The sequence below is a fragment of the Serinicoccus marinus DSM 15273 genome (assembly GCF_008386315.1).
Taxonomy (GTDB): domain Bacteria; phylum Actinomycetota; class Actinomycetes; order Actinomycetales; family Dermatophilaceae; genus Ornithinicoccus; species Ornithinicoccus marinus.
In genome coordinates this window covers 2,391,252-2,412,667 of sequence record NZ_CP043808.1, presented here as the reverse complement: position 1 = coordinate 2,412,667, position 21,416 = coordinate 2,391,252, and the positions used below count along the sequence as shown (strand labels likewise).

Annotated in this window: 23 protein-coding genes and 1 pseudogene; 16 read left to right on the top strand and 8 right to left on the bottom strand. The window is 72.6% G+C overall.

The genetic code is table 11. The annotated features are described in order from the left end of the window. Positions 1-6 precede the first annotated feature (6 nt). From FU792_RS11445 to FU792_RS11435, 3 genes and pseudogenes are all read right to left on the bottom strand, one after another. Positions 7-915 carry an ABC transporter permease gene (locus FU792_RS11445; RefSeq protein ID WP_028131026.1) on the bottom strand — a complete coding sequence of 303 codons (909 nt, stop codon included), beginning with the start codon at positions 913-915 and terminating at the stop codon, positions 7-9. A gap of 124 nt (positions 916-1,039) precedes the next feature. Beyond that, a pseudogene (locus FU792_RS11440) lies at positions 1,040-2,046 on the bottom strand (ABC transporter permease). 151 nt (positions 2,047-2,197) lie between these two features. Continuing rightward, positions 2,198-3,898, bottom strand: coding sequence for an ABC transporter substrate-binding protein (locus FU792_RS11435; protein WP_022925079.1), 1,701 nt, complete (start codon positions 3,896-3,898; stop codon positions 2,198-2,200). Between the two features lie 154 nt (positions 3,899-4,052). On the opposite strand from FU792_RS11435, the gene FU792_RS11430 reads away from it, so the two are divergent. From FU792_RS11430 to FU792_RS11400, 8 genes are all read left to right on the top strand, one after another. Next, a complete protein-coding gene (locus tag FU792_RS11430) occupies positions 4,053-4,457 on the top strand; it encodes an NUDIX domain-containing protein (RefSeq protein WP_022925078.1) in 405 nt (134 codons plus the stop codon). Positions 4,458-4,508: 51 nt separating this feature from the next. Beyond that, entirely contained in the window at positions 4,509-6,428 is a 1,920-nt protein-coding gene (gene typA / locus FU792_RS11425; protein WP_022925077.1) for a translational GTPase TypA, read from the top strand. A 3-nt stretch (positions 6,429-6,431) separates the two neighbouring features. Next, positions 6,432-7,328, top strand: coding sequence for an N-acetyl-1-D-myo-inositol-2-amino-2-deoxy-alpha-D-glucopyranoside deacetylase (gene mshB / locus FU792_RS11420; RefSeq protein WP_022925076.1), 897 nt, complete (start codon positions 6,432-6,434; stop codon positions 7,326-7,328). After that, entirely contained in the window at positions 7,325-7,492 is a 168-nt protein-coding gene (locus FU792_RS18895) for a hypothetical protein (RefSeq protein WP_338101120.1), read from the top strand. The genes mshB and FU792_RS18895 overlap by 4 nt, the downstream gene beginning before the upstream one ends. Then, entirely contained in the window at positions 7,462-7,830 is a 369-nt protein-coding gene (locus tag FU792_RS11415; RefSeq protein ID WP_338101119.1) for a flavin reductase family protein, read from the top strand. Before FU792_RS18895 ends, FU792_RS11415 begins: the two co-directional genes overlap by 31 nt. 82 nt (positions 7,831-7,912) lie before the next feature. Further along, a complete protein-coding gene (locus FU792_RS11410) occupies positions 7,913-9,727 on the top strand; it encodes a VanW family protein (protein ID WP_022925074.1) in 1,815 nt (604 codons plus the stop codon). A gap of 73 nt (positions 9,728-9,800) precedes the next feature. Then, positions 9,801-10,127 carry a ferredoxin gene (gene fdxA, locus FU792_RS11405; protein WP_022925073.1) on the top strand — a complete coding sequence of 109 codons (327 nt, stop codon included), beginning with the start codon at positions 9,801-9,803 and terminating at the stop codon, positions 10,125-10,127. A gap of 54 nt (positions 10,128-10,181) precedes the next feature. Then, entirely contained in the window at positions 10,182-11,486 is a 1,305-nt protein-coding gene (locus FU792_RS11400; protein WP_149814776.1) for a citrate synthase, read from the top strand. A gap of 9 nt (positions 11,487-11,495) precedes the next feature. Here the strand turns inward: FU792_RS11400 and FU792_RS17170 are convergent, their stop codons facing one another. Continuing rightward, the gene (locus FU792_RS17170; RefSeq protein WP_022925071.1) at positions 11,496-12,326 is read right to left on the bottom strand and encodes a hypothetical protein; all 831 of its coding nucleotides are present in this window, start codon (positions 12,324-12,326) and stop codon (positions 11,496-11,498) included. A gap of 57 nt (positions 12,327-12,383) precedes the next feature. Between FU792_RS17170 and FU792_RS11390 the strand changes: the two genes are divergently transcribed. The 4 genes from FU792_RS11390 (at position 12,384) to FU792_RS17980 (ending at position 15,379) form a co-directional block, all read left to right on the top strand. Continuing rightward, complete coding sequence (locus FU792_RS11390) at positions 12,384-13,142, top strand: LOG family protein (protein WP_022925070.1); 759 nt, start codon at positions 12,384-12,386, stop codon at positions 13,140-13,142. A 42-nt stretch (positions 13,143-13,184) separates the two neighbouring features. Beyond that, complete coding sequence (locus tag FU792_RS11385) at positions 13,185-13,526, top strand: DivIVA domain-containing protein (RefSeq protein ID WP_022925069.1); 342 nt, start codon at positions 13,185-13,187, stop codon at positions 13,524-13,526. Next, a complete protein-coding gene (locus tag FU792_RS11380) occupies positions 13,510-14,145 on the top strand; it encodes a DNA-3-methyladenine glycosylase I (protein ID WP_022925068.1) in 636 nt (211 codons plus the stop codon). The genes FU792_RS11385 and FU792_RS11380 overlap by 17 nt, the downstream gene beginning before the upstream one ends. A 514-nt stretch (positions 14,146-14,659) precedes the next feature. After that, positions 14,660-15,379 (top strand): hypothetical protein, encoded by a 720-nt coding sequence (locus FU792_RS17980; RefSeq protein ID WP_238705978.1) that lies wholly within the window; start codon positions 14,660-14,662, stop codon positions 15,377-15,379. A 19-nt stretch (positions 15,380-15,398) separates the two neighbouring features. On the opposite strand, the gene FU792_RS11370 is transcribed toward FU792_RS17980, so the two are convergent. Together FU792_RS11370 and FU792_RS11365 are read right to left on the bottom strand one after the other, a co-directional pair. Then, complete coding sequence (locus FU792_RS11370; RefSeq protein WP_022925066.1) at positions 15,399-16,202, bottom strand: enoyl-CoA hydratase/isomerase family protein; 804 nt, start codon at positions 16,200-16,202, stop codon at positions 15,399-15,401. Positions 16,203-16,211: 9 nt separating this feature from the next. Then, on the bottom strand, positions 16,212-17,000 hold the full coding sequence (locus FU792_RS11365) for a PaaX family transcriptional regulator (protein ID WP_028131022.1): 789 nt from the start codon (positions 16,998-17,000) through the stop codon (positions 16,212-16,214). 158 nt (positions 17,001-17,158) lie between these two features. Here FU792_RS11365 and FU792_RS11360 point away from each other — a divergent pair, with 158 nt between their 5' ends. Further along, a complete protein-coding gene (locus FU792_RS11360) occupies positions 17,159-17,326 on the top strand; it encodes a DUF3117 domain-containing protein (protein ID WP_022925064.1) in 168 nt (55 codons plus the stop codon). Between the two features lie 59 nt (positions 17,327-17,385). Here FU792_RS11360 and FU792_RS11355 read toward each other — a convergent pair whose 3' ends face one another. Then, a complete protein-coding gene (locus FU792_RS11355) occupies positions 17,386-18,018 on the bottom strand; it encodes an O-methyltransferase (protein ID WP_022925063.1) in 633 nt (210 codons plus the stop codon). Positions 18,019-18,083: 65 nt separating this feature from the next. Here FU792_RS11355 and sigE point away from each other — a divergent pair, with 65 nt between their 5' ends. From sigE to FU792_RS11340, 3 genes are read left to right on the top strand one after another with little or no spacing between them, the layout of a single operon-like run. Beyond that, complete coding sequence (gene sigE / locus FU792_RS11350) at positions 18,084-18,668, top strand: RNA polymerase sigma factor SigE (RefSeq protein ID WP_022925062.1); 585 nt, start codon at positions 18,084-18,086, stop codon at positions 18,666-18,668. Positions 18,669-18,694: 26 nt separating this feature from the next. Further along, the gene (locus tag FU792_RS11345; RefSeq protein ID WP_022925061.1) at positions 18,695-19,825 is read left to right on the top strand and encodes a S1C family serine protease; all 1,131 of its coding nucleotides are present in this window, start codon (positions 18,695-18,697) and stop codon (positions 19,823-19,825) included. A 57-nt stretch (positions 19,826-19,882) separates the two neighbouring features. Continuing rightward, positions 19,883-20,263: a twin-arginine translocase TatA/TatE family subunit gene (locus FU792_RS11340; protein WP_022925060.1), complete on the top strand. Its 381-nt coding sequence runs from the start codon at positions 19,883-19,885 to the stop codon at positions 20,261-20,263. On the opposite strand, the gene FU792_RS11335 is transcribed toward FU792_RS11340, so the two are convergent. Beyond that, positions 20,260-21,408 (bottom strand): Mrp/NBP35 family ATP-binding protein, encoded by a 1,149-nt coding sequence (locus FU792_RS11335; protein ID WP_022925059.1) that lies wholly within the window; start codon positions 21,406-21,408, stop codon positions 20,260-20,262. The genes FU792_RS11340 and FU792_RS11335 overlap by 4 nt on opposite strands. Positions 21,409-21,416: the final 8 nt, after the last annotated feature.

The window sequence follows — 21,416 nt, the reverse complement described above, 5'->3', positions numbered from 1 at the left end:
GCCTCCTCAGCGCCGGGACTTCGGGTCGAGGGCCTCCCGCAACGACTCGCCCATGAGGGTGAAGCCGAGCGCGACGACGATGATGCACACCGCCGGGTAGACCGCGACGTGCGGGTAGGAGTTGAAGAAGACCTGTGCCTTGCCCAGCATCTGTCCCCACTCGGGCACCGAGTCGTCCTGGCTGCCGAGGCCGAGGAAGGACAGCGCCGCCGCGTCGATGATCGAGACCGCGAGGACGAGGGTGCCCTGGACGATGACCGGCCCGAGCGAGTTGGGCAGCATGTGCCGGAAGACGATGGCCGCGGGCCGCACCCCGAGCGCCCGCGCCGCCAGCACGTGGTCGCTGTGCCGCTGCGAGATCATCGACCCGCGCAGCAACCGCGCGAAGATCGGCACCTGGATGATCGCGATGGCGGCGATGACCGTCCACTGGCTCGGCCGGGCGAAGAGCGCCGCGATCGAGAAGGCCATGAGCAGCGAGGGGATCGACAGCATCACGTCGACGATGCGCATCACCACGCTGTCCGCCCACCCGCCGATGCCGCCGGCGATCGTGCCGAGGGTCATGCCGCCGAGCAGCCCGCCGAGGGTGGCCATGACGCCGACGATGAGGGTCTGCCGGGCGCCGACGAGGAGCCGGGAGAGGGTGTCGCGCCCGGCGTTGTCGGCCCCCAGCGGGAAGCCCTCCTGGGCCGGGGGGATGGGCGTCGCCGGCGTGACCTGGGAGATGAGCAGCCGGGCCGCGGGGTCGTGCGGCGCGAGCCAGGGGGCGATCGCCGCGATGATGACGAAGACGGTGACGATGGCGAGCCCGACGAGGAAGACCGGGTCGCGCCGCAGCCGGCGCCACGCGCTCTGCCACAGGCTGACACCCTCGCCCGCGGAGAGGGTGCCGGCCTCGGCCAGCGCGTCGATGCGCTCCTTCTTCCGGTCGCCGAGCGCACCGAGCGCGGACCGGTGCGAGGGGCGCTGCGCGGTGTCGTCGTCGCGTGCCGCGGTGGGGGAGGTGTCGTGCGTGTCGGTCACAGGATTCTCCTCGTCAGGTCCGCACGCGCGGGTCGATGATGGCGTAGGTCACGTCGACGATGAGGTTGACGATGATGTAGATCAGGGCGGCCATCATGATGAGCACCTGCAGCACGGGGTAGTCCCCAGCTCGAAGCCCAGGGCGAGGGCCTGACCGATGCCGGTGAAGGCGAAGACCTTCTCGGTGAGGACCGCGCCCGCCAGCAGCGCGCCGATCTGCAGCCCGATGATCGTGACGACCGGGATCAGGGCGTTGCGCATGATGTGCCTGGCGCGGATGGTCTGCCGCCGGAGGCCCTTGGCACGGGCGGTGCGAACGTAGTCCTCGTCCATGACGTCGATGACGGCTGCCCGGGTGATGCGGAAGATGATCGCGAAGGGGATCGAGCTCAGCGCGATGCCGGGCAGGATGAGGTGCTTGAAGGCGTCCCACGCGGCGTCCCACTCCCGGGTCAGCAGACCGTCGAGGACGTAGAAGTTCGTGATGTGCGTGGCGTTGATCGTGACGTCCTGCCGGCCCGAGGGAGGCAGCCAGCCCAGCTGGACGGCGAAGATGTACTTCAGCACGTAGGCCAGGAAGAAGACCGGGACGGCCACGCCGACCAGGGAGAAGATGATGCTGCCGGTGTCGAAGACACCCCCGCGGCGTCGCGCCGCGAGATAGCCCAGCGGTATCGCGAAGGTCAGCGCGAGCGCCATCGCGAAAATGCTCAGCTCGATGGTGGCGGGGAAGCGCTGCGTGAAGACGTCCAGGGCCGGCTGACCTCGGTAGACGCCGTTCGAGATGCCGAAGTCCCCCTGCACCGCGCGCTCCAGGAAGCGCCAGTACTGCACGGGGAGGGGTTGGTCCAGTCCGAGCGCGGCACGCAGGGCCGCGGCCGACTCCGGCGTCCCGCGCTCGCCGAGCAGCGCGCTGACGACGCCGCCCGGGAGCGAGCGCAGCCAGGCGAAGAGCAGCACGCTGAGCACGAAGAGCGCGAGCACCGCCTGCAGCATCCGGCGGACGATGAATCTGAGCACGGTGGCTGCTCCGCTTCTGTGCGTGCCGTCCGGTCGGCGGCAGGGGTCTCAGGGACAGGTGTCGGTGTCGTCCGGCGACGAGACTAGACGCGTGGCGGGCCGTACCCCAAGGGTCCGACCCGCCACGCGTGTCATCGCTGCAGCGCCTGCGTCACTCGCTCAGCGTGATGGTCGAGAAGTCCTCAGCCGTGAGCGGGCTGGGGACCAGGCCCTCGACGTTCGGGCCGACCACGATCGCGGGCGGGCTGTGCGACAGCGGCAGGCCGGGCAGCCAGTCCTCGCTCATGATGTTGGCGTTGAGCTCGGTGTAGAGCTGCTCGCGCGTCGCCTCGTCGGCCTCGGCGTCGGCGGCCTGGAGCTGCTCCTGCAGGTCGGAGTTCCAGTCGTAGGCGCTGGTCCCGAACTGGTTGTCGTCACCGCAGAAGAAGGCGCACAGGAAGTTGTCCGCCGAGTTGAGGTCACCGGTCCAGCCCAGGAAGTAGGCGGGCGCCCGCGAGCTCGTCGTGTCGTCGATGTAGCCACCGTTCCACGGCTTGGTGACCGGCTCGACGGTGATGCCCGCGGCCTCCCAGTCGGTGCGGACCGCGTCGAAGACGCGCTGCGGGTCCGGCATGTAGGGCCGGGTCACCTCCGAGGGGTACCACAGCTCGATCGTGAGGTCGGACGCGCCGGCCTCCTCGAGCAGCTCCTGCGCGCGCTCCACGTCGTACTCGTAGGGGGCGATGTCGCCGTTCCAGCCGCTCACCGTGTCCGGCATGAACTGGGTGGCCACCGAGGCGCCCTCCGGGAGCTGGCTGGCGACCAGCTGCTCGCGATTGATGGCGTGGTAGAGCGCCTGCCGCACCAGCGGGTCCTCGAGCTGCTCGTCGGCGACCGGGTTCAGCGCCAGGTAGAGCACGTTGAACGGGTCACGGATGAGGACCTGCTGACCGGCCTCCTCGAGCGCCTGCCAGTCGACCGGGTTGGGCAGGTCGTAACCGTTGATGGTGCCGGCCTCGAGCTCCTGCCGGCGGGCGTTCTCGTCCGGGATGATGTTGAAGACGAGGGTGGCGACCCCGGCGGTCTCGCCCCAGAAGTCCTCGTTGCGGGCGAGCGTCACGGTGCCACCGGCGTTGTCGTAGGACTCGAAGGTGAAGGGCCCGGTCCCGGTCGGGTGCTCCTGGGCGTACTCCGGGAAGACGAGCGCGTCGCCCTCGGCGGTGATGCCGTTGGCGTCGTACTCCTCCATCGCGGTGGGTGACTGGATGGCGTAGGAGGACTGCGAGAGCACCATCGGGAACTTGCCGGTCACGCGGCTGACGACCACCGTGGCGGTGAGCTCGTCGGTGGCCTCGCACGACTCGTAGAGGCTGTCGTCCCCGAAGCCGAAGTCGTTGCCGTAGTAGTAGGCCGCGGCCGGGAGCTGGCCGGTCTCGTTCTGGTCGGCCCAGCGCTCGAAGTTGGCGCAGACGGCCTCGGCGTTGAAGTCCGTGCCGTCGTGGAAGGTCACGCCCTCCTGCAGCTCGAAGGTCCAGGTGAGGCCGTCCTCGCTCTCCCAGCTGGTGGCCAGCTCGGGCACGCCCTCGGTGCCGCCGGGCTCGATGCCGATGAGGTTCTGGTAGATCTGCCGGGTGACCCGGAAGGTCTCGCCGTCGCTGGCGTAGAACGGGTCGAAGGTCGCCGGGGCGCCCGCCGCGCCGAAGACGAACGTCGCGTCGGAGGTCTCGCCGCCGCCGGCCTCCTCCGACGATCCGGAGCCCTGCTCGTCTCCGCCCGCGTCCGAGCCCGAGTCGCGCTCGGACTCCGCGCACGAGCTCAGGACGAGGGCCAGAGCTGCACTGGTCGCGGCGATCGCGACCCTGCGGTTCTTCATCGTGCCTCCTACGTCAGGTGATGCCCGGGCGTGGGTTTTCCCGGTCTAACCGGTGAGGAGACCACACCGGGGGCCGGTTGCCAAGGGTGCCGGGCGCTTCGTGACGGGACCGTGACCTGCCCTGACGGCAACTGCAGCCTGCCAGGATGGGGGTATGCCCGTCATCGCCGCGATCGCCCTCTGCGACGACCTGGACCGGCCGACGGAGGTGCTCGCCGGTCGCCGCAGCGCCCCGCCGCGGCTGGCCGGCGGGTGGGAGTTCCCCGGCGGCAAGGTGGAGGCGGGCGAGGACCCGGCGGACGCCGCGGTGCGGGAGGCCCACGAGGAGCTGGGCGTGCGGGTGCGGCTCGGGGAGCGGGTCGGTGGGGCGTGGCCGCTGTCCGACCCCTGGCAGATGTGGCTCTGGTGGGCGGTCGCCGAGCCCGGCGGGGCAGCCCCGCTCCCGCTCGAGGACCACGACGAGCTGCGCTGGCTGCGCGCGCACGAGCTGTGGCAGGTCCCCTGGCTCGAGCACGACCTGCCGGTCGTCCGTCACCTCGAGCCGCTGCTGCACCGCTGAGGGGCGCGCGTGTGGTTCTCTGGGCCCCCGGCCGGGTGAGACACTGGCGCCATGCCCCACGGTGACCCCTCCTCCGGCCTGCCCTCCGCGCTGCGCGCAGACATCCGCAACGTCGCCATCGTGGCGCACGTCGACCACGGCAAGACGACGCTGGTCGACGCCATGCTGACCCAGGGCGGGGCCTTCGCCGACCACCGGGGGGACGCCTCCGACGTGGAGCGGGTCATGGACTCCGGCGACCTCGAGCGCGAGAAGGGCATCACGATCCTGGCCAAGAACACGGCCATCCGCTACGCCGGCGCCTCGGCCCCCGAGGGCGGGATGACGATCAACATCATCGACACCCCCGGGCACGCCGACTTCGGCGGCGAGGTCGAGCGCGGGCTGTCGATGGTCGACGGCGTCGTGCTGCTGGTGGACGCCTCGGAGGGCCCCCTGCCCCAGACCCGCTTCGTGCTGCGCAAGGCGCTCGCCGCGCACCTGCCCGTGGTGCTGTGCATCAACAAGGTGGACCGCCCGGACAGTCGGATCAGCGACGTCGTGGACGAGGTCTACGCCCTCTTCATGGACCTGCTCGACGAGCACGACCCGGCCCAGGTCGAGGCCGCCCTGGACTTCCCGGTCGTCTACGCCTCGGCCAAGGCCGGGCGGGCGAGCCTCGAGGCGCCCGTCGACGGCGAGCTGCCCGACAGCCCCGACCTCGAGCCGCTCTTCGCGACCATCCTGGAGACGGTCCCGGCACCGACCTACACGCCGGGCGCGCCGCTGCAGGCGCACGTGACCAACCTCGACTCCAGCCCTTTCCTCGGCCGGCTGGCGCTGTGCCGCGTCCACGAGGGCGAGATCCGCAAGGGTCAGCAGGTCGCCTGGTGCCGCCGCGACGGCTCGGTGACGCCGGTGAAGATCACCGAGCTGCTGCTCACCGAGGCGCTGGAGCGCAAGCCGGCGGAGCAGGCGGGGCCGGGTGACATCATCGCGATCGCCGGCATACCGGACATCACCATCGGCGAGACCCTCGCCGACCCGACCGACCCGGTGCCGCTGCCGCTCATCACGGTCGACGAGCCGGCCATCTCGATGACGATCGGCACCAACACCAGCCCGCTCGCGGGCCGGGTCAAGGGCGGCAAGGTCACCGCGCGCCTCGTCAAGGACCGGCTCGACAAGGAGCTCGTCGGCAATGTCTCGCTGCGGGTGCTGCCCACCGAGCGCCCCGACGCGTGGGAGGTCCAGGGCCGCGGGGAGCTGGCGCTGGCGATCCTCGTCGAGCAGATGCGCCGCGAGGGCTACGAGCTCACCGTCGGCAAGCCGCAGGTCGTGACCCGCGAGGTCGACGGGAAGCTGCAGGAGCCGGTGGAGCGGCTGACGATCGACACCCCGGAGGAGCACCTGGGGACGATCACCCAGCTCATGGCGGCCCGCAAGGGTCGGATGGAGCAGATGACCAACCACGGGACCGGGTGGATCCGGATGGAGTACGTCGTACCCTCCCGCGGACTCATCGGCTTCCGCACCGAGTTCCTCACCGAGACGCGGGGGACGGGCATCGCCCACCACGTCTTCGACGGGTATGCCCCCTGGTTCGGCGACATCCGCACCCGCCAGTCCGGGTCCCTGGTCTCCGACCGGTCCGGTGTGGCGACGTCCTACGCGATGTTCAACCTGCAGGAGCGCGGGACGATGTTCCTGGAGCCGACCACCGAGGTCTACGAGGGCATGATCGTCGGGGAGAACTCGCGCGCCGACGACATGGACGTCAACATCACCAAGGAGCGCAAGCTGACCAACGTGCGGTCCGCCGGGGCCGACGTCCTGGAGCGGCTCGTCCCGCCGCGCGTGCTCTCGCTGGAGCAGTCGCTGGAGTTCTGCCGCGAGGACGAGTGCGTGGAGGTGACGCCGGAGGCCGTGCGGGTGCGCAAGGTCATCCTCGACGCCAACCAGCGGGCGAAGGCCGCCCGGTCCCGGGGCTGAGCCGTGGACGGGCGCCCGGACCTGCGTGCGGGGATGCCGACGGACCGGCCGCTGCGCCTGGTCGCCGTGCACGCCCACCCGGACGACGAGACCCTGACCACCGGGCTCACGCTGGCGCACCACGTGGAGGCCGGCGACGACGTCCACGTCATCACCTGCACCCTCGGGGAGGAGGGTGAGGTCATCACCCCTGCGCTCGCCCACCTGGAGGGCGCCGAAGGTCTGGGCGAGCACCGCCGGGGTGAGCTCGACCGCGCCATGCGGGCCCTCGGCGTGCGGCACCAGTTCCTCGGCGGCGAGCGGCCGCGGTGGCGCGACAGCGGCATGGCGGGCTCGGCCGCCGCGGAGCACCCGCGGGCCTTCGCCGGTGCCGACGTGGAGGTCGCGGCCCGGACCCTCGCGGCGCAGCTCGGCCCGCTGCGGCCGGACGTGGTGCTCACCTACGACCCCTGGGGCGGCTACGGTCACCCGGACCACGTCCAGGCCCACCGTGTCACCGTACGTGCGGTCGAGCTGCTGGGCGCGTCCGAGCCGGCGCCCCGGCTGTTCGTCGTCCTCACGCCCGCGAGCTGGGCGGCCCAGGACCGCCGGTGGCTGGCCGAGCACGTCCCCGAGGGGGTACGCAGCCCGGCCGGGGGCGTCGCCACGGTCCCCGGGCCGGACGAGCCCTACCCACCCTCCGTCGTCGAGGACGCGGCGGTCACGCACGCCGTCGTGGACGCCGGTGCGCTGAGCCGCCAGCGGGAGGCCCTGCGGGAGCACCCGACCCAGGTGACGCTGCACGAGGGGTGGTACACCCTGTCCAACGACGTCGCGGCCCGGCTCCCCGGGCGCGAGGCCTACGCCCGCTGGCCGCAGGCCCGCGACCGGCTCGCCGAGGTGCAGGGGGTGCCGTCGTGACCGCGGCCCAGCCGGATGCGGTCGACCCGGCGGTCTACCGCCTGGCGATGGGTCGCTTCGCCAGCGGGGTGGCGGTGGTCACCGCCCGGCTGCGCGGCCACGACGTGGCGCTCACCGTGGACTCCCTGACAGCGTGTCGCTGGACCCGGTGCTCCTCCTGGTGAGCCTGCACCCCGAGGCGCGGGTGCTCGAGGCGGTCGAGGACGGCTCGCCGCTCGGGGTCAGCGTCCTCTCCTCGCGCCAACGGTGGGTGGCACAGTGGCTGGGGGAGGTCGGGCGTCCGCTGCACGACCAGCTCGGTCGGGTGCCTCACCACCACGGGGCGGCAACCGGCACGGCGCTCGTGGACGACGCGCTGGCGACCTTCGAGTGCCGGACCGTCGACGTGCGGGAGGCGGGGGACCACCACCTGGTGCTGGGCGAGGTGCTCGGGCTCGAGGCGCGCCCCACCGACACCGGGGCGCTGGTGCACTACCGTGGACGGCTGGGAGAGCTGCGGTAGCCGGTGCCGCGCCGGGTCGGCGCGCCCGCACCGCGACCCGGCACCGTGTCCGGGCGACGCATCACGAGGAGACGGAGAGCTGATGGCTGACGCCACCGACCGACCCGGTCTGCGGGAGGAGAGCGAAGGCCGCGGCTGGTGGGCCGTCGTAGGCCGCCTGGCGGCGGCGCTGCTGGTGCTCGCGGTGATCTACGTCGGCGCGGCGTTCTACTTCAAGGACCGACCGGCATCGGGGGTCAGCGTGGCCGGGGTGGACATCGGCTCTCTCACCGAGGCGGAGGCTCGGGCGGAGCTCGAGCGGGAGCTGGGGGACCGCGCCACCGAGCCGCTGCTGCTGGAGGTGGAGGCCGACGGTGCCGAGGGTGAGCCGGGGCAGCCCGTGGAGCTCGACCTGGTGCCGCAGGAGGCGGGTCTGACGCTGGACCTGGACCGGACCCTGCGCGGGGTCACGGGCCTGTCCTTCAACCCGGTCCGCATCTGGGACCACGTGGCCGGTGCCGACCGGGACCTGCCGCTCTACGGCGCCGTGGACCGCGAGGTCCTCGAGGCCGAGCTGGGCCGGTTCGCGGAGGACTACGACAGCACTCCCGTCGAGGGCGAGATCAGCCTGTCCGCCGACGGCGTGCAGGTCACGGACGCCCGCGACGGCCGCACCTTGGACGTCGAGGGCACGGCGGACGAGGTGGGGCAGGCCTGGGAGCGGCAGGTCTGGGACGACGAGAGCGGGGACGAGCGCGAGGTCGCCGCGGTCGCCACCGGTCAGCGCCCCGAGCTCACGGCGCAGGAGATCGACCGGTTCACCGAGGAGGACCTCGACCCGGCCCTGGACGCCCCGGTCGTGGTGCGCGCCAGCAGGGGAGAGGGTGACGACGAGGAGACGGCACGGGCCGAGCTGGCCCGGCGCGACCTGCTGCAGCTGCTGCGGGTCCAGCAGGACGGAGGGGACCTCACCCTCGGTATCGACGAGGAGGCCACGCTCGCCCGCATCCGCCAGGACCTGGGACGCCTGGAGCGTGGACCGCGGGACGCCACGGTGCGGCTCGCGGGCTCCGACGTGGAGGTCGTCGGCTCCCGGGTCGGCTACGCCCTCGCCGAGGACGGGCTCGTCGATGTCGTGCGCGAGGCGCTCCCGGCCCAGGGTGATGCCCGCACGATCAACGCGGACGTCGAGACGATCGAGCCCGAGATCCCCACCTCGGTGTCGGAGGACTGGAGCTTCAGCGAGATGGCCTCCTTCTCCTCGACCTTCCCGACCGGGGCGAGCAACGAGGCCCGCACCGCCAACCTGCGCGCGGGGGTCGCCAACGTCAACGGCACCGTCGTGATGCCGGGCGAGCAGTTCAGCCTGGGTGCCGCTCTCGGCGACATCACGGCGGCCAACGGGTATGTCGAGGCCCCCGTCATCGTCGACGGGCGGCTCGTCATGGGCATGGGCGGGGGGCTCTCCCAGATCTCCACCGTCGTCTTCAACGCGAGCTGGTTCGCCGGGGTGCAGCTGGACGCCCATACGCCGCACTCGTTCTACATCTCCCGCTACCCGGCGGGTCGGGAGGCGACCCTGGCCATCCCGTCCATCGACAACGTCTGGACCAACGACACCGACACCCCCGTCGTGGTGCAGACCTGGATCAGCGGCGACGACATCGTCATGGTGCTGCTGGGTGACCGGCAGTACACCGTGGAGACCGTCGACGGCGCTCGCCGGGACGTCACGACGGGCGAGCGGCGCGTGGACGACCGCGCGGACTGCGTGCCGCAGGCCCCGGCCGACGGCTTCACCATCCGCAACACCAGGATTCTGCGCAGCGGGGGCGAGGAGGTCGGCCGGGACGACTTCACCACGACCTACGACGCCGCCGACGAGATCGTGTGCACCAACCCGCAGGCCGGGTCCTGAGCGGTCGGGCGACGCGGTCGGACCGCTCCACCCCGTGGCGTCACGGGCTCCGGCGACGCCGTAGTCTGTGCCCATGACGTACGTGATCGCCCAGCCCTGCGTGGACCTGAAGGACAAGGCCTGCATCGAGGAGTGCCCGGTCGACTGCATCTACGAGGGTGAGCGCTCGCTCTACATCCACCCCGACGAGTGCGTCGACTGCGGTGCCTGCGAGCCGGTCTGCCCGGTGGAGGCGATCTACTACGAGGACGACGTCCCCGAGGAGTGGGCCGACTACTACAAGGCCAACGTCGAGTTCTTCGACGACCTGGGCAGCCCCGGCGGAGCGGCCAAGATGGGCGTCATCGCCAAGGACCACCCGGTCGTGGCACAGCTGCCGCCGCAGAGCCACGACGAGTGACCTGACCCTCGACCCGCACACCCTCGCACGGCCCACCACCTCCAGGAGGACCTGATGACCGACACCACCAGCAGCACGAACGCGGCCAGCCTCAGGCACGGCGAGCACGAGTTGTCCCTGCCCGTCGTGCCCGCGGCCGAGGGCAACAACGGCCTGGACATCAGCGCCCTGCTGAAGACCACCGGCGACGTGACCCTGGACGTCGGCTTCGTCAACACCGCCTCCTGCCAGTCCGAGATCACCTACATCGACGGTGGCGAGGGCATCCTGCGCTACCGCGGCTACACGATCGACCAGCTCGCCGAGCAGTCGACCTTCCTGGAGACGAGCTACCTGCTCATCTACGGCCACCTGCCGAGCGCCTCCGAGCTGGAGGACTTCGACGGGCGGCTGCGCCGGCACACCCTGCTGGTCGAGGACATGAAGAACTTCTTCGACGGCTTCCCCCGCGACGCTCACCCGATGTCGGTGCTCTCCTCCGGCGTGTCCGCGATGGGCACCTTCTACCAGGACAGCCTGGACCCGCACGACCCGGAGGCCGTCGAGATCTCCACGATCCGGCTCATGGCCAAGCTGCCGACGATCGCGGCCTACGCCTTCCGCAAGAGCCGGGGGCAGTCGATCCTCTACCCGGACAACGACTACAACCTCGTCGAGAACTTCCTGTGGATGACCTTCGGGCAGCCCACCGAGAAGTACGAGCTCGACCCGGTCGTGGCCCGTGCCCTGGACCAGCTCTTCATCCTGCACGCCGACCACGAGCAGAACTGCTCGACCTCCACGGTCCGGCTCGTCGGGTCCTCCGAGGCCAACCTCTTCAACTCCATCTCGGCCGGCATCCACGCCCTCTCCGGTCCGCTGCACGGCGGGGCCAACAGCGCGGTCCTCGCGATGCTGGAGCAGATCAAGGCCGACGGCGGCGACGTCGGCGAGTTCGTGCGCAAGGTCAAGGACAAGGAGGACGGGGTCAAGCTCATGGGCTTCGGCCACCGGGTCTACAAGAACTACGACCCGCGCGCCGCGATCGTCAAGGACACCGCGCACGAGATGCTCGCCAAGGCCGGCGACAACCCGTTGCTGGAGCTGGCCGCCGAGCTGGAGCAGAAGGCGCTGGAGGACGACTACTTCGTGGAGCGCAAGCTCTACCCCAACGTCGACTTCTACACCGGTCTGATCTACGAGTCGATGGGCTTCCCCACCGACATGTTCACCGTGCTCTTCGCGATCGGCCGGCTGCCCGGCTGGATCGCGCAGTACCGCGAGATGATCGCCGACCCCGCCACCAAGATCGGCCGACCCCGTCAGGTCTACGTCGGCGAGGGCGAGCGCTCCTACGTCCCCGTCGACCAGCGCGGCTGACCGGAGGGCTCAGCCGACCTCGACGACGACGGCGGTGGGTGACCCCTCGCCGTCGACGTCCGACCACTCGCCGGAGCGACGGTCCCAGGCGCGGCCCTGGACCCGCACCGAGCTGACGTCCTCCGCCTGGGCGTGCGTCACGGCCCACGTGGCCGCGGCCCAGGCCCGCCGCGCGTCCCCAGGGTCCAGAACCACCGTCTGGCCGTCCACCTGGGCCGGCATCCCGAGCTGGGCGAGCGCCTTGTCGGCGATCGCCTGCGCCGACCCGGCCTGGGTCCCGTCGGCGACGCGGCAGGTGAGGTCGGTGCCCGTGCCCTCCTGCCCGGTGAGGATCGAGGCGAGCACCCGGCCCTCCTGCTCGTGGTCGGCATACGCCTCGGGGAAGGCGCTGCGCTGCACCTCCTGCGCCACCTCGGTGACCACCCCCTGGTCCCAGCCCTCCACCTGGACCAGCGCGTCGTAGAAGGCGTTGCTGGCGTAGACCGGGTCGGTGATCTGCTCCACCGAGCCCCACCCCTGGCTGGGGCGCTGCTGGAACAGGCCCTGGCTGTCGGCGTCGCCGTAGCGCAGGTTGCGCAGCTTGCTCTCCTGGATCGCGGTCGCCAGCGCGATGGTCGCGGCCCGTGGCGGCAGCCCCCGCTGCACCGACACCGCGGCGATCGTGCCGGCGTTGGCGGCCTGCTCCGGCGTGAGCCGGACCTCCTCTCCGGCGGCGGTGAAGACGCAGCGGGAGGGGGAGAGCTCGGCGGCGGCCCACCGCGTGCCGAGCACCGCCCCGGTTGCGGTGAGGCCGACGACGAGGACGGGCACCATCAGACGGGAGGCGCGGGAGCGGGTCATCGGCACCAGTCTAGGGAGCATCCGCCACGGCCCTGCGGCTGGCGTAGGGTCGGTGCCGTGACACCACGCAGCGACTACCACCAGGGGCCGGTGACGCTGCGGGGGACGCAGGTGCCGCGTACCACCACCGACCAGCGGCTGCTCGACGACGCCGGGCCCACCGACTGGGTCCACTCCGACCCGTGGCGCGTCATGCGGATCCAGGCCGAGTTCGTGGAGGGTTTCGGGGCGCTGGCCGAGATCGGCCCGGCGGTCGCGGTCTTCGGCTCGGCCCGGACCCCGGCCGACCACCCCTACTACGCGCTCGGGGTCCAGGTGGGGCAGGCGTTGGCCCAGGCCGGGTATGCCGTCATCACCGGGGGCGGTCCCGGCGCGATGGAGGCGGCCAACAAGGGTGCGTCGGGAGCCGGCGGCACCTCGGTGGGGCTCGGCATCGAGCTGCCCTTCGAGACCGGGCTCAACGAGTACGTCGACCTCGGGATCGACTTCCGCTACTTCTTCGTGCGCAAGACGATGTTCGTGAAGTACTCCGAGGGCTTCGTCGTGCTGCCCGGTGGGGTGGGCACGTTGGACGAGCTCTTCGAGGCGGTCACCCTCATCCAGACCGGCAAGGTGACCAACTTCCCGATCGTGCTCGTCGGCCGGTCCTACTGGGCGCCCCTGCTGGACTGGCTCGAGCAGACCCTGCTGGCTGAGGGCATGATCTCGCCGGGCGACCTCGACCTGATGCGCGTGACCGACGACGTGGAGGAGGTCGTGCGGTGGGTCACCCGCCATCGGCAGGGCCGCGAGGCGCCCGGGGAGCGGGACGTCTGAGCAGGCCCGGGGCGGGTTCTTCCACCGGCCCACCGACGTGCCATGATCGGTGCCGTGATCATCGTCGGGGTCGTCGCTGGGGTGGTCGCCCTCGGCGCGGTGCTGGCGTGGGCGGTCGCCCGTCGTGACCTGCCCGGGACGCCGGAGGCGGTGGGCACGCAGTCGGCACAGGGGCTCCCGGCCGGTCCGGTGGGGCCGGGCGAGGTCCGGTCGCTGCGCTTCGACCAGGCCCTGCGCGGCTACCGCATGGAGCAGGTCGACGGGACGCTGGAGCGGCTGGCTCTCGAGCTGACCGAGCGGGACGCGGAGATCGCGCGGCTGCGCGGCGAGGAGGGGCCACCAACCATCGACGACGACAGGGGGAGCGATGCAGCGCACCGATGACAGTGATCTCTTCGTGGGGCAGGACGGCGTCGCCCGGTGCGGGTGGCCCGGCATCAACCACGCCGACTACCGGGACTACCACGACCGTGAGTGGGGCAAGCCGGTCCACGGCGAGAGCGCCCTGCTCGAACGCCTGTGCCTCGAGGGTTTCCAGAGCGGACTCTCGTGGGTGGTGATCCTGCGCAAGCGCCCCGGCTTCCGTGAGGCCTTCGCGGACTTCGACGCGGACGTCGTGGCCCGCTTCACCGAGGCCGACGTGCAGCGGCTGCTGCAGCACGAGGGGATCGTGCGCAACCGCCGCAAGATCGAGGCGACCATCGCCAACGCCCGGGCCACGATCGAGCTACGTGAGCACGGCGGCCTCGAGGAGCTGCTCTGGACCCATGCGCCCGAGCCCACACCCCGCCCCCGCAGCTTCGCCGACGTGCCGACGCAGACCTCCGAGTCCGAGCTGCTCGCCAAGCGGCTGCGCAAGGCGGGCTTCGAGCAGGTCGGTCCGACCACCCTCTACGCCGCCATGCAGGCCTGCGGGCTGGTCGACGACCATCTGGTCGGCTGCTTCCGGGCCGGCTCCTCCCGGTCCGGGTCGCGGCTGACGGAGATGCGCCGCACGTCATGACGGCGGCGTCCCGCGAGCGGCGCCGCACCGGTCGCCGCGCGCTCGACCTGCGCTTCGTCGGGACCGTCCTGCTGCTGTGGTCCGCGCTCCGTGCGGTGAGCGGGCTGATCCTGTGGCGGCTGGCTCACCACCACCAGGACCCCTCGGTCTACGACGACGCCGGGGTGGGGCTGTACTTCCAGTTCGCCACGCTGTGGGACGGGCAGTGGTACGAGCGGATCGCGACGGAGGGCTACCCCGTCGAGCTCCCGGTCGGCGCGGACGGACTGGTCCAGCAGAACCCGTGGGCGTTCTACCCGGTCTTCCCGCTGCTCGCCCGGGGGCTCATGGGTCTCACGGGGTGGCCGTTCGCCGTCGCCGGTCCCGTGGTCGCCACCGTCCTGGGGTATGCCGCGGCGCTGGTCGTCGCCGGTCTGCTCCGCGAGCGGGTCGGCACCGTCGGTGCGCTGGCGGGGGTGGCCCTGCTCGGCGCCTACCCGAGCTCCCCGACCTTCCAGTCGCCTACACCGAGTCGTTGGCGCTGCTCGTCCTGGCCGGCGCGCTCTGGCTGCTGGTGCGCGAGCGGTGGTGGGCGGCCGGCGTCGTCGCGCTGCTCACCGGGCTGGCGCGCCCGGTGGCGCTCCCGCTGGGTCTGGTGGCCCTGGTCGTGGTCGTGGCGCGGTGGCGCGAGCGGGGCACCCGCCCGGTCGCGGCGGGGGAGTATGCCGGGATGGCCGCGGCGCTGCTCGGGTGCGGCCTCGCCGGGCTCGTGTGGCCGGCGGTCGCCTGGTGGGGCACGGGCCGGGCGGACGCCTACACCGCGACGATGTCCGCCTGGCGTGGCGGTGAGGCGGTGCTGCCCTTCCTTCCCAGCATCGAGCGCGCCCAGTGGTTGTGGGGTGACCTCGTCGGGCTGCTGGTGCTGGCGGCCGGGATCGGGCTGCTGATGCTCGCGGTCGTGGGGCCGTGGGCGGCCGGTCTGGGGCTGGCGCTGCGCACCTGGTGCCTGGGCTACGCGCTCTACCTCTTCGCGGCCCTGGACCCGTGGACGAGCCTCTACCGCTACCTCATGCTGCTCTTCCCGCTCTTCGTGGTGCTCGCGGGTGCCGGGTGGGCACCGGGCCAAGGGCCGCGGCGCCCGCGCTGGCTGCTCCCGGCGCGGACCGCCGCGCTGGTCGTGCTGATGGTCGCGGCGCAGGTGTGGTGGGGCTGGTACCTCTTCCGCTTCGAGCCGCCCAGCGACTACCCGCCGTGACCCCCGGAGGCCGGGACGATCACCGGCCGCGGTAGACGGGCTTCTCCTTGGCGAGGAAGGCGTCGACAGCGGTGCGGTGGTCCTCGCTGGTGCCGGTCCGGGTCATGAGCTGGTCCTCGACCGCCAGCGACTCGGCCAGGCCGTGGCCGGCGGAGAAGGCGACCGCCCGGCGCACCGCGCCGTAGGCGAGCGTCGGGCCCGCGGCCAGCTCCTGGGCCACCTGGGCGACCCGGTCACCGAGCTCGGCGTCGGGGACCACCTCCGTGGCCAGCCCGAGCTCCAGCGCCTCCTGCGCGGGCACGGTGCGCGGGAAGAGGAGCAGCTCCTTGGCCCGGGCGGTGCCGACGAGGCGGGGGAGCGACCAGGACGTCCCGGAGTCGCAGGACAGGGCGATCCCGGTGAAGGCGAGGTTGAAGCCCGCCGACGCGGCGACGTAGCGCAGGTCGCAGGCGAAGGCGAAGGCTGCCCCCGCCCCGGCGGCGACGCCGTTGACCGCCGCCACCACCGGCTTGTCCATCGTCGCGAGCAGCTCGACGACCGGGTTGTAGTGCTCGGAGACCGTGCGCCACAGCGCCTCGGCGTCCTGGCCCAGCAGTCCGACGTGCTCCTTGAGGTCCTGGCCGACGCAGAAGGCCCGACCGGACCCCGTCAGCACCACGCACCGCACCTCGGGGTCGGCCGCCACCTGCTGCAGCGCCGCGAGGAGCACCTCCTTGGTGGCGACGTCGAGCGAGTTCATCGCCTCCGGGCGGCCCAGGGTGAGGGTGGCGACGCCCGTCGCGGGGTCGTGCTCGACGCGGACGGGGAAGGTCTCGGTGCTCATCGGGCCAACCTAACCGGTGGGAGGACCCAGCACCTCGTCCACGTGACGGTCGGCCGCCGGGGCCAGCGCCCGGGCCAGCTCCAGGAATCGCTCCCGCGACCGGTGCCCGGGCCAGTCCGCCGGCAGGACCTGCCGCGGCAGCTCCGGGTCGCGGAAGAGGAACCGCCGCCACTCGTGCACCAGGAGCGTGCGGTCGCGGTAGGACTGCTCCGGTCCGGCGCCCGCGACCTCCGCCACGGCGGGCAGGCCCGCCTCGAAGCGGCGGTGCTGCGCGGCGATCCCCTCGAGGTCCCAGACGCGCGCGGCGAGCAGGGAGCCGTCCTGCACCGGGTCCAGCGCGCCGTGCACGGCGACCCAGCCGATCTCGAGCGGGGCGAGCGAGGCCGCGAGCTCGGGGCTCGGCCGCGGGCTGACCCAGCCGCCCCCGCCCAGCCGGCCGTAGCCGAGGTAGGCCAGGGTCGCCGCCACCTGCTCACGACGCCTCCGGTCTCCCCCGCTGTCCACGTGCACGACGTGCCAGCGGCCGTCCCACGGCGGGGCCGAGCTGGCGTAGATGCGCTCGTGCGCGCGGTGCCAGCGGTCCTGCGCGCGGGCGCTCGCGACATACCCCCGGGATCCGGTCTCGGTGCGCGGCTCGAGCCAGCCCTGCGCCGCCAGCCGGGAGATCGCGGTGCGCGTGGCGGGGGCCGCCACCTCGACCGTCCCGGTGAGCGTGAGGATGGCCGAGACGGGCGCCCACCAGCCACGTCGTCGCAGGTGGTCGCCGAAGAGGTCGACGACGGCGGAGCGGGCTTGCACGCTGACAGTGTGCCGCACGACGGGCAGCCAGCGGTCCCGTCCGGCGGGTATCCCGATTATGCGGGCGGGCCGGGAGGGGGGATAATCGCAGGCAGGTACGGCTCCGTCGACACCGCGGCGGGCGAGCGGCACGCGGCCGCGCACGAGGAAGGGCAACCATGGCAGCAATGAAGCCTCGCACCGGAGATGGTCCGCTGGAAGTCACCAAGGAGGGCCGCGGCATCGTCCTGCGGATGCCTCTGGAGGGTGGCGGGCGCCTGGTCGTCGAGATGAACGCCGAGGAGGCAGGGGCCCTCGGCCAGGCCATCCAGGACTGCGTGGGCTGACCGACCGCCCGCACGACGACGGCCCCCGGACATCGCGTCCGGGGGCCGTCGTCGTGCGCTCAGCGCTTGACCGCGACGAACAGCCCGTCACCCACCGGCAGCAGCGCCGGGACCAGCCCCTCCTCCTCGCGCAGCGACTTGCCGAGGTCCCGCAGGACGGTCGTGATCTCGTCCCGCGCCGCCGGGTCGGCCACCTTGTCGTGCCAGAGCATGTTGTCCAGCACCAGCAGGCCCCCGGGGCGCAGCAGGCGCAGCGCCGCCTCGACGTAGACCGGGTAGCCGTCCTTGTCGGCGTCGACGAGCACGAGGTCGTAGGCCCCGTCGGTCAGCCGGCCCAGCACGGCGGCGGCGTCCCCGCTGATCACCCGGGTCCGCTGCGGCGGGATACCGGCGGCGGAGTAGGCCTCGCGAGCCGCCCGCTGGTGCTCCGGGTCGCTGTCGATCGTGGTGAGGATGCCGTCGCGGGGCATACCCTGCAGCAGCCACAGACCGGAGCTTCCCGCGCCGGTCCCCACCTCCACCACGTGCGCGGCGCGCACGGCCGCCGCGAGCAGCCGCAAGGTCGCCCCCGCGCCGTTGCCGAGCGGGGTGGCCCCGAGCTCCTCGCCGCGTCGCTGCGCGGACTCGATGACCGGGTGGGGTGCGATGAAGTCCTCGGCGTAGGCGATCGAGGAGGCCTTGGGTGCTGCCATGGCCGACAGCCTAGCGCCAGCCCGCCGCCCAGCCGGCTCCCAGCCGGACCTGCCACCGTGGGGTCATGTCGGCGTCAGACTGGGTCCCCCCGAGCTGGGAGGAGATCGTCCGCGAGCACTCGCCCCGCGTCTACCGGCTCGCCTACCGGCTGACCGGCGACCCGCACGAGGCGGAGGATCTCACCCAGGACGTCTTCGTGCGCGTCTTCCGCTCGTTGGACTCCTTCCGCCCCGGCACCTTCGAGGGGTGGTTGCACCGGATCACGACCAACCTCTTCCTCGACAAGGTGCGCCGTCGGCAGCGGATCCGGTTCGACGCGCTCACCGACGAGCTGTCCGCCCGCCTGCCGCTGTGCGCCTCGGGCACCGACCCGGAGCAGGTCTACGCCATGACGCACCTGGACGGCGACATCCAGGAGGCGCTGAACGCCCTGCCGCCGCAGTTCCGGGCCGCGGTGGTGCTCGCGGACATCGAGGGCTACTCCTACGAGGAGGTCGCGCAGACGCTGGGGGTCAAGATGGGCACCGTCCGGTCGCGGATCCACCGCGGGCGCGCACTGCTGCGCCAGTCGCTGGCCCACCGCCGCCCCAGCCGCGGCCACAGCCAGGGCGGCGCGGCCCTCGGGCGCCCGGCCGCCGCGCTGGGCTGAGGGGTGCGCTGGCACAATCGACTGCCATGAGCGGTCGTCGCAGCCTCGCCCCCGTGGTGGTCGTCGCCGTGCTGGGTGGTCTGCTCGGGGGGATGGGTGGTGCGGTCCTGGCCGACCGGCTGGACACCACGAGCGTGCCGGAGGAGCAGGTGCCGGCGGCAGAGTCTGCCTCGGTCGACGACGAGGCGGCAGCCCCAGCGCCACCGGTGGAGGCCGACGGCACGATCAGCGGGCTCTCGCAGGCCGTGCTGCCCAGCGTCGCGCTCATCTCCATCGGCGAGGACGGCGAGCTGGGGCTGGGCTCGGGCTTCGTCGTCCGGGAGGACGGCTACCTGCTCACCAACCACCACGTGATCAAGGTCGCCGGCGAGGACGACCCCATCGTCGTCGAGCTGCCCGGCGAGGAGCCGATGGACGCCGAGCTGGTGGGCTCCGAGCAGGCCTACGACATCGCCGTGCTCCGCGTGGACCGCACCGACCTGGCCCCGCTCGCCTTCGCCGACTCCGACACCCTCCGGGTCGGCCAGACCGTCGTCGCCGTCGGCGCCCCGCTGGGGCTCGACAGCACCGTCACCAGCGGCATCGTCTCGGCCAAGGACCGGCCGGTGGTGGCCGGGGAGACGCAGGAGAGCACGAGCTACATCAGCGCCATCCAGACCGACGCCGCCATCAACCCGGGCAACTCCGGCGGCCCCCTGCTGGACCTCTCCGGGCAGGTGGTCGGCGTCAACTCGGCGATCGCCCAGGTGCCGCAGGCTGCCGGTTTCGGCGGGCCCTCCGGCAGCATCGGGCTCGGCTTCGCGGTCCCCGCCGAGCAGGCCGACCGGACCGCGACCCAGCTCATCGAGACCGGGACCAGCGAGCACCCGGTCATGGGCGTCCTGGTCGACCTCACGTATACCGGCGACGGCGCCCGGGTGCTCGAGGAGGCCGCCGGCGAGGACCCGCCAGTCGTGCCCGGGGGGCCGGCCGACCTGGCCGGGATCCGGCCGGGAGACGTCATCCTCGCCGTCGACGGGATGACGATCCGTGACTCGCAGCAGCTCATCGTGGTGCTCCGGTCCTACGCGGTCGGAGACACCGTCGAGCTGGAGATCCGGGACGGGGACGACGGCAGCCGCACCGTCGAGGTCACCCTCGCCGGCTCGGGCGGGTAGGTAGGCTGTGCAGGCCGCCGCCCGCCGCTGCGGCGGCCCTGCGACCGGAGGAGAGGCGTGATCGGGAACCTCGCCGGGGGAGAGATCCTGCTCCTCGTGCTGGCCGCGCTGCTCGTCCTCGGACCGACCCGGCTGCCCGGCTACGCCGCGAAGCTCGGGCAGGGCGTGCGCTACCTGCGGGACCTGGCCGAGGGCGCCAAGGGGCAGCTGCGCGACGAGCTCGGGCCGGGCTTCGACGACATCGACTGGCGCCAGCTCGACCCCCGGCAGTACGACCCGCGCCGCATCGTGCGCGAGGCACTCACCGAGCCCTCGTCGGGCGGCCGAGGCGCGCGGGGGGACGGACCCGACGAGAAGCCGGTCTCGGCGCGGATGACGCCGGCGCTGCCGGTCCACGACCCGAGCCTGCCGACCCCCTTCGACCTCGACGCGACCTAGACGCGCGCGGTGGGCGTGATGCCGAGCTTGCGGCCCGCCAGACCGCGACCACGGCGGGCCAGCTGCCGCGCCACGCTGCGCAGCGCGGTCGCTGCGGGGGAGTCCTGCTGACCCTCGGCGGCCACCACCGGCGACCCCAGGTCGCCGCCCTCGCGCAGCGCGACGTCCAGGGGTACCTGCCCCAGCAGCGGCACCTGCGCGCCGATCGAGCGGGACAGCGAGTCGGCGACCGCCTGGCCGCCGCCGCTGCCGAAGAGCTCGGTGCGGGTGCCGTCCGGCAGCTCCAGCCAGGACATGTTCTCGATCACCCCGGCGAGGCGCTGGTGGGTCTGCAGCGCGATGGCACCGGCCCGCTCGGCCACCTCGGCGGCGGCCTGCTGCGGGGTGGTGACGACGAGCAGCTCGCTGCTCGGGAGCAGCTGGGCGACGCTGATGGCGATGTCGCCGGTGCCGGGCGGGAGGTCGAGAAGGAGCACGTCCAGATCGCCCCAGTAGACGTCGGCGAGGAACTGCTGCATCGCCCGGTGCAGCATCGGCCCGCGCCACACCACCGGCTGGTTGCCGGGGACGAACATCCCGATCGAGATGACCTTGACCCCGCTCGGCTCGGCCACGGGGGGCAGGATCATGTCGTCGACCTGGGTCGGCGGCTGGGTGACGCCCATCATCCGGGGGACCGAGAAGCCGTAGATGTCGGCGTCCACGACCCCGACCCGGAGCCCTTCGGCGGCCATCGCCACCGCCAGGTTGACGGTGACCGAGGACTTCCCGACGCCGCCCTTGCCGGAGGCGACGGCATACACCGTCGTCAGCGAGTCGGGCTGCGCGAAGGGGATCTCCCGCTCCGCCTGCCCGCCGCGCAGCTGGTCACGCAGCGCCCCGCGCTGCTCGTCGCTCATGACCCCGAGCCGGACGTCGACACCGGTGACGTGCTCGACCTCGGTCACGGCGGCGGTGACGTCCCGCGTGATGGTGTCCTTGAGCGGGCACCCCGGGACGGTGAGCAGCACGGTCACCTGGACGTGGCCCTCGTCGGTGACGTCGACCGCCTCGAGCATGCCGAGCTCGGTGATCGGCTTCTTGATCTCCGGGTCGTTGACCCGGGCGAGGGCAGCGTGCAGGGCGTCGGTGCTGGGGGCGGGCATACCTTCCA

Excerpts from the sequence above, each read along its gene's own strand:
- FU792_RS11435 (WP_022925079.1), bottom strand. The coding sequence starts at position 3,898 with ATGAAGAACCGCAGGGTCGCGATCGCCGCGACCAGTGCAGCTCTGGCC.
- FU792_RS11430 (WP_022925078.1), top strand. The coding sequence starts at position 4,053 with ATGCCCGTCATCGCCGCGATCGCCCTCTGCGACGACCTGGACCGGCCG.
- typA (WP_022925077.1), top strand. The coding sequence starts at position 4,509 with ATGCCCCACGGTGACCCCTCCTCCGGCCTGCCCTCCGCGCTGCGCGCA.
- FU792_RS11410 (WP_022925074.1), top strand. The coding sequence starts at position 7,913 with ATGGCTGACGCCACCGACCGACCCGGTCTGCGGGAGGAGAGCGAAGGC.
- fdxA (WP_022925073.1), top strand. The coding sequence starts at position 9,801 with ATGACGTACGTGATCGCCCAGCCCTGCGTGGACCTGAAGGACAAGGCC.
- FU792_RS11400 (WP_149814776.1), top strand. The coding sequence starts at position 10,182 with ATGACCGACACCACCAGCAGCACGAACGCGGCCAGCCTCAGGCACGGC.
- FU792_RS17170 (WP_022925071.1), bottom strand. The coding sequence starts at position 12,326 with ATGACCCGCTCCCGCGCCTCCCGTCTGATGGTGCCCGTCCTCGTCGTC.
- FU792_RS11385 (WP_022925069.1), top strand. The coding sequence starts at position 13,185 with ATGATCGGTGCCGTGATCATCGTCGGGGTCGTCGCTGGGGTGGTCGCC.
- FU792_RS11380 (WP_022925068.1), top strand. The coding sequence starts at position 13,510 with ATGCAGCGCACCGATGACAGTGATCTCTTCGTGGGGCAGGACGGCGTC.
- FU792_RS11370 (WP_022925066.1), bottom strand. The coding sequence starts at position 16,202 with ATGAGCACCGAGACCTTCCCCGTCCGCGTCGAGCACGACCCCGCGACG.
- FU792_RS11360 (WP_022925064.1), top strand. The coding sequence starts at position 17,159 with ATGGCAGCAATGAAGCCTCGCACCGGAGATGGTCCGCTGGAAGTCACC.
- FU792_RS11355 (WP_022925063.1), bottom strand. The coding sequence starts at position 18,018 with ATGGCAGCACCCAAGGCCTCCTCGATCGCCTACGCCGAGGACTTCATC.
- sigE (WP_022925062.1), top strand. The coding sequence starts at position 18,084 with ATGTCGGCGTCAGACTGGGTCCCCCCGAGCTGGGAGGAGATCGTCCGC.
- FU792_RS11345 (WP_022925061.1), top strand. The coding sequence starts at position 18,695 with ATGAGCGGTCGTCGCAGCCTCGCCCCCGTGGTGGTCGTCGCCGTGCTG.
- FU792_RS11335 (WP_022925059.1), bottom strand. The coding sequence starts at position 21,408 with ATGCCCGCCCCCAGCACCGACGCCCTGCACGCTGCCCTCGCCCGGGTC.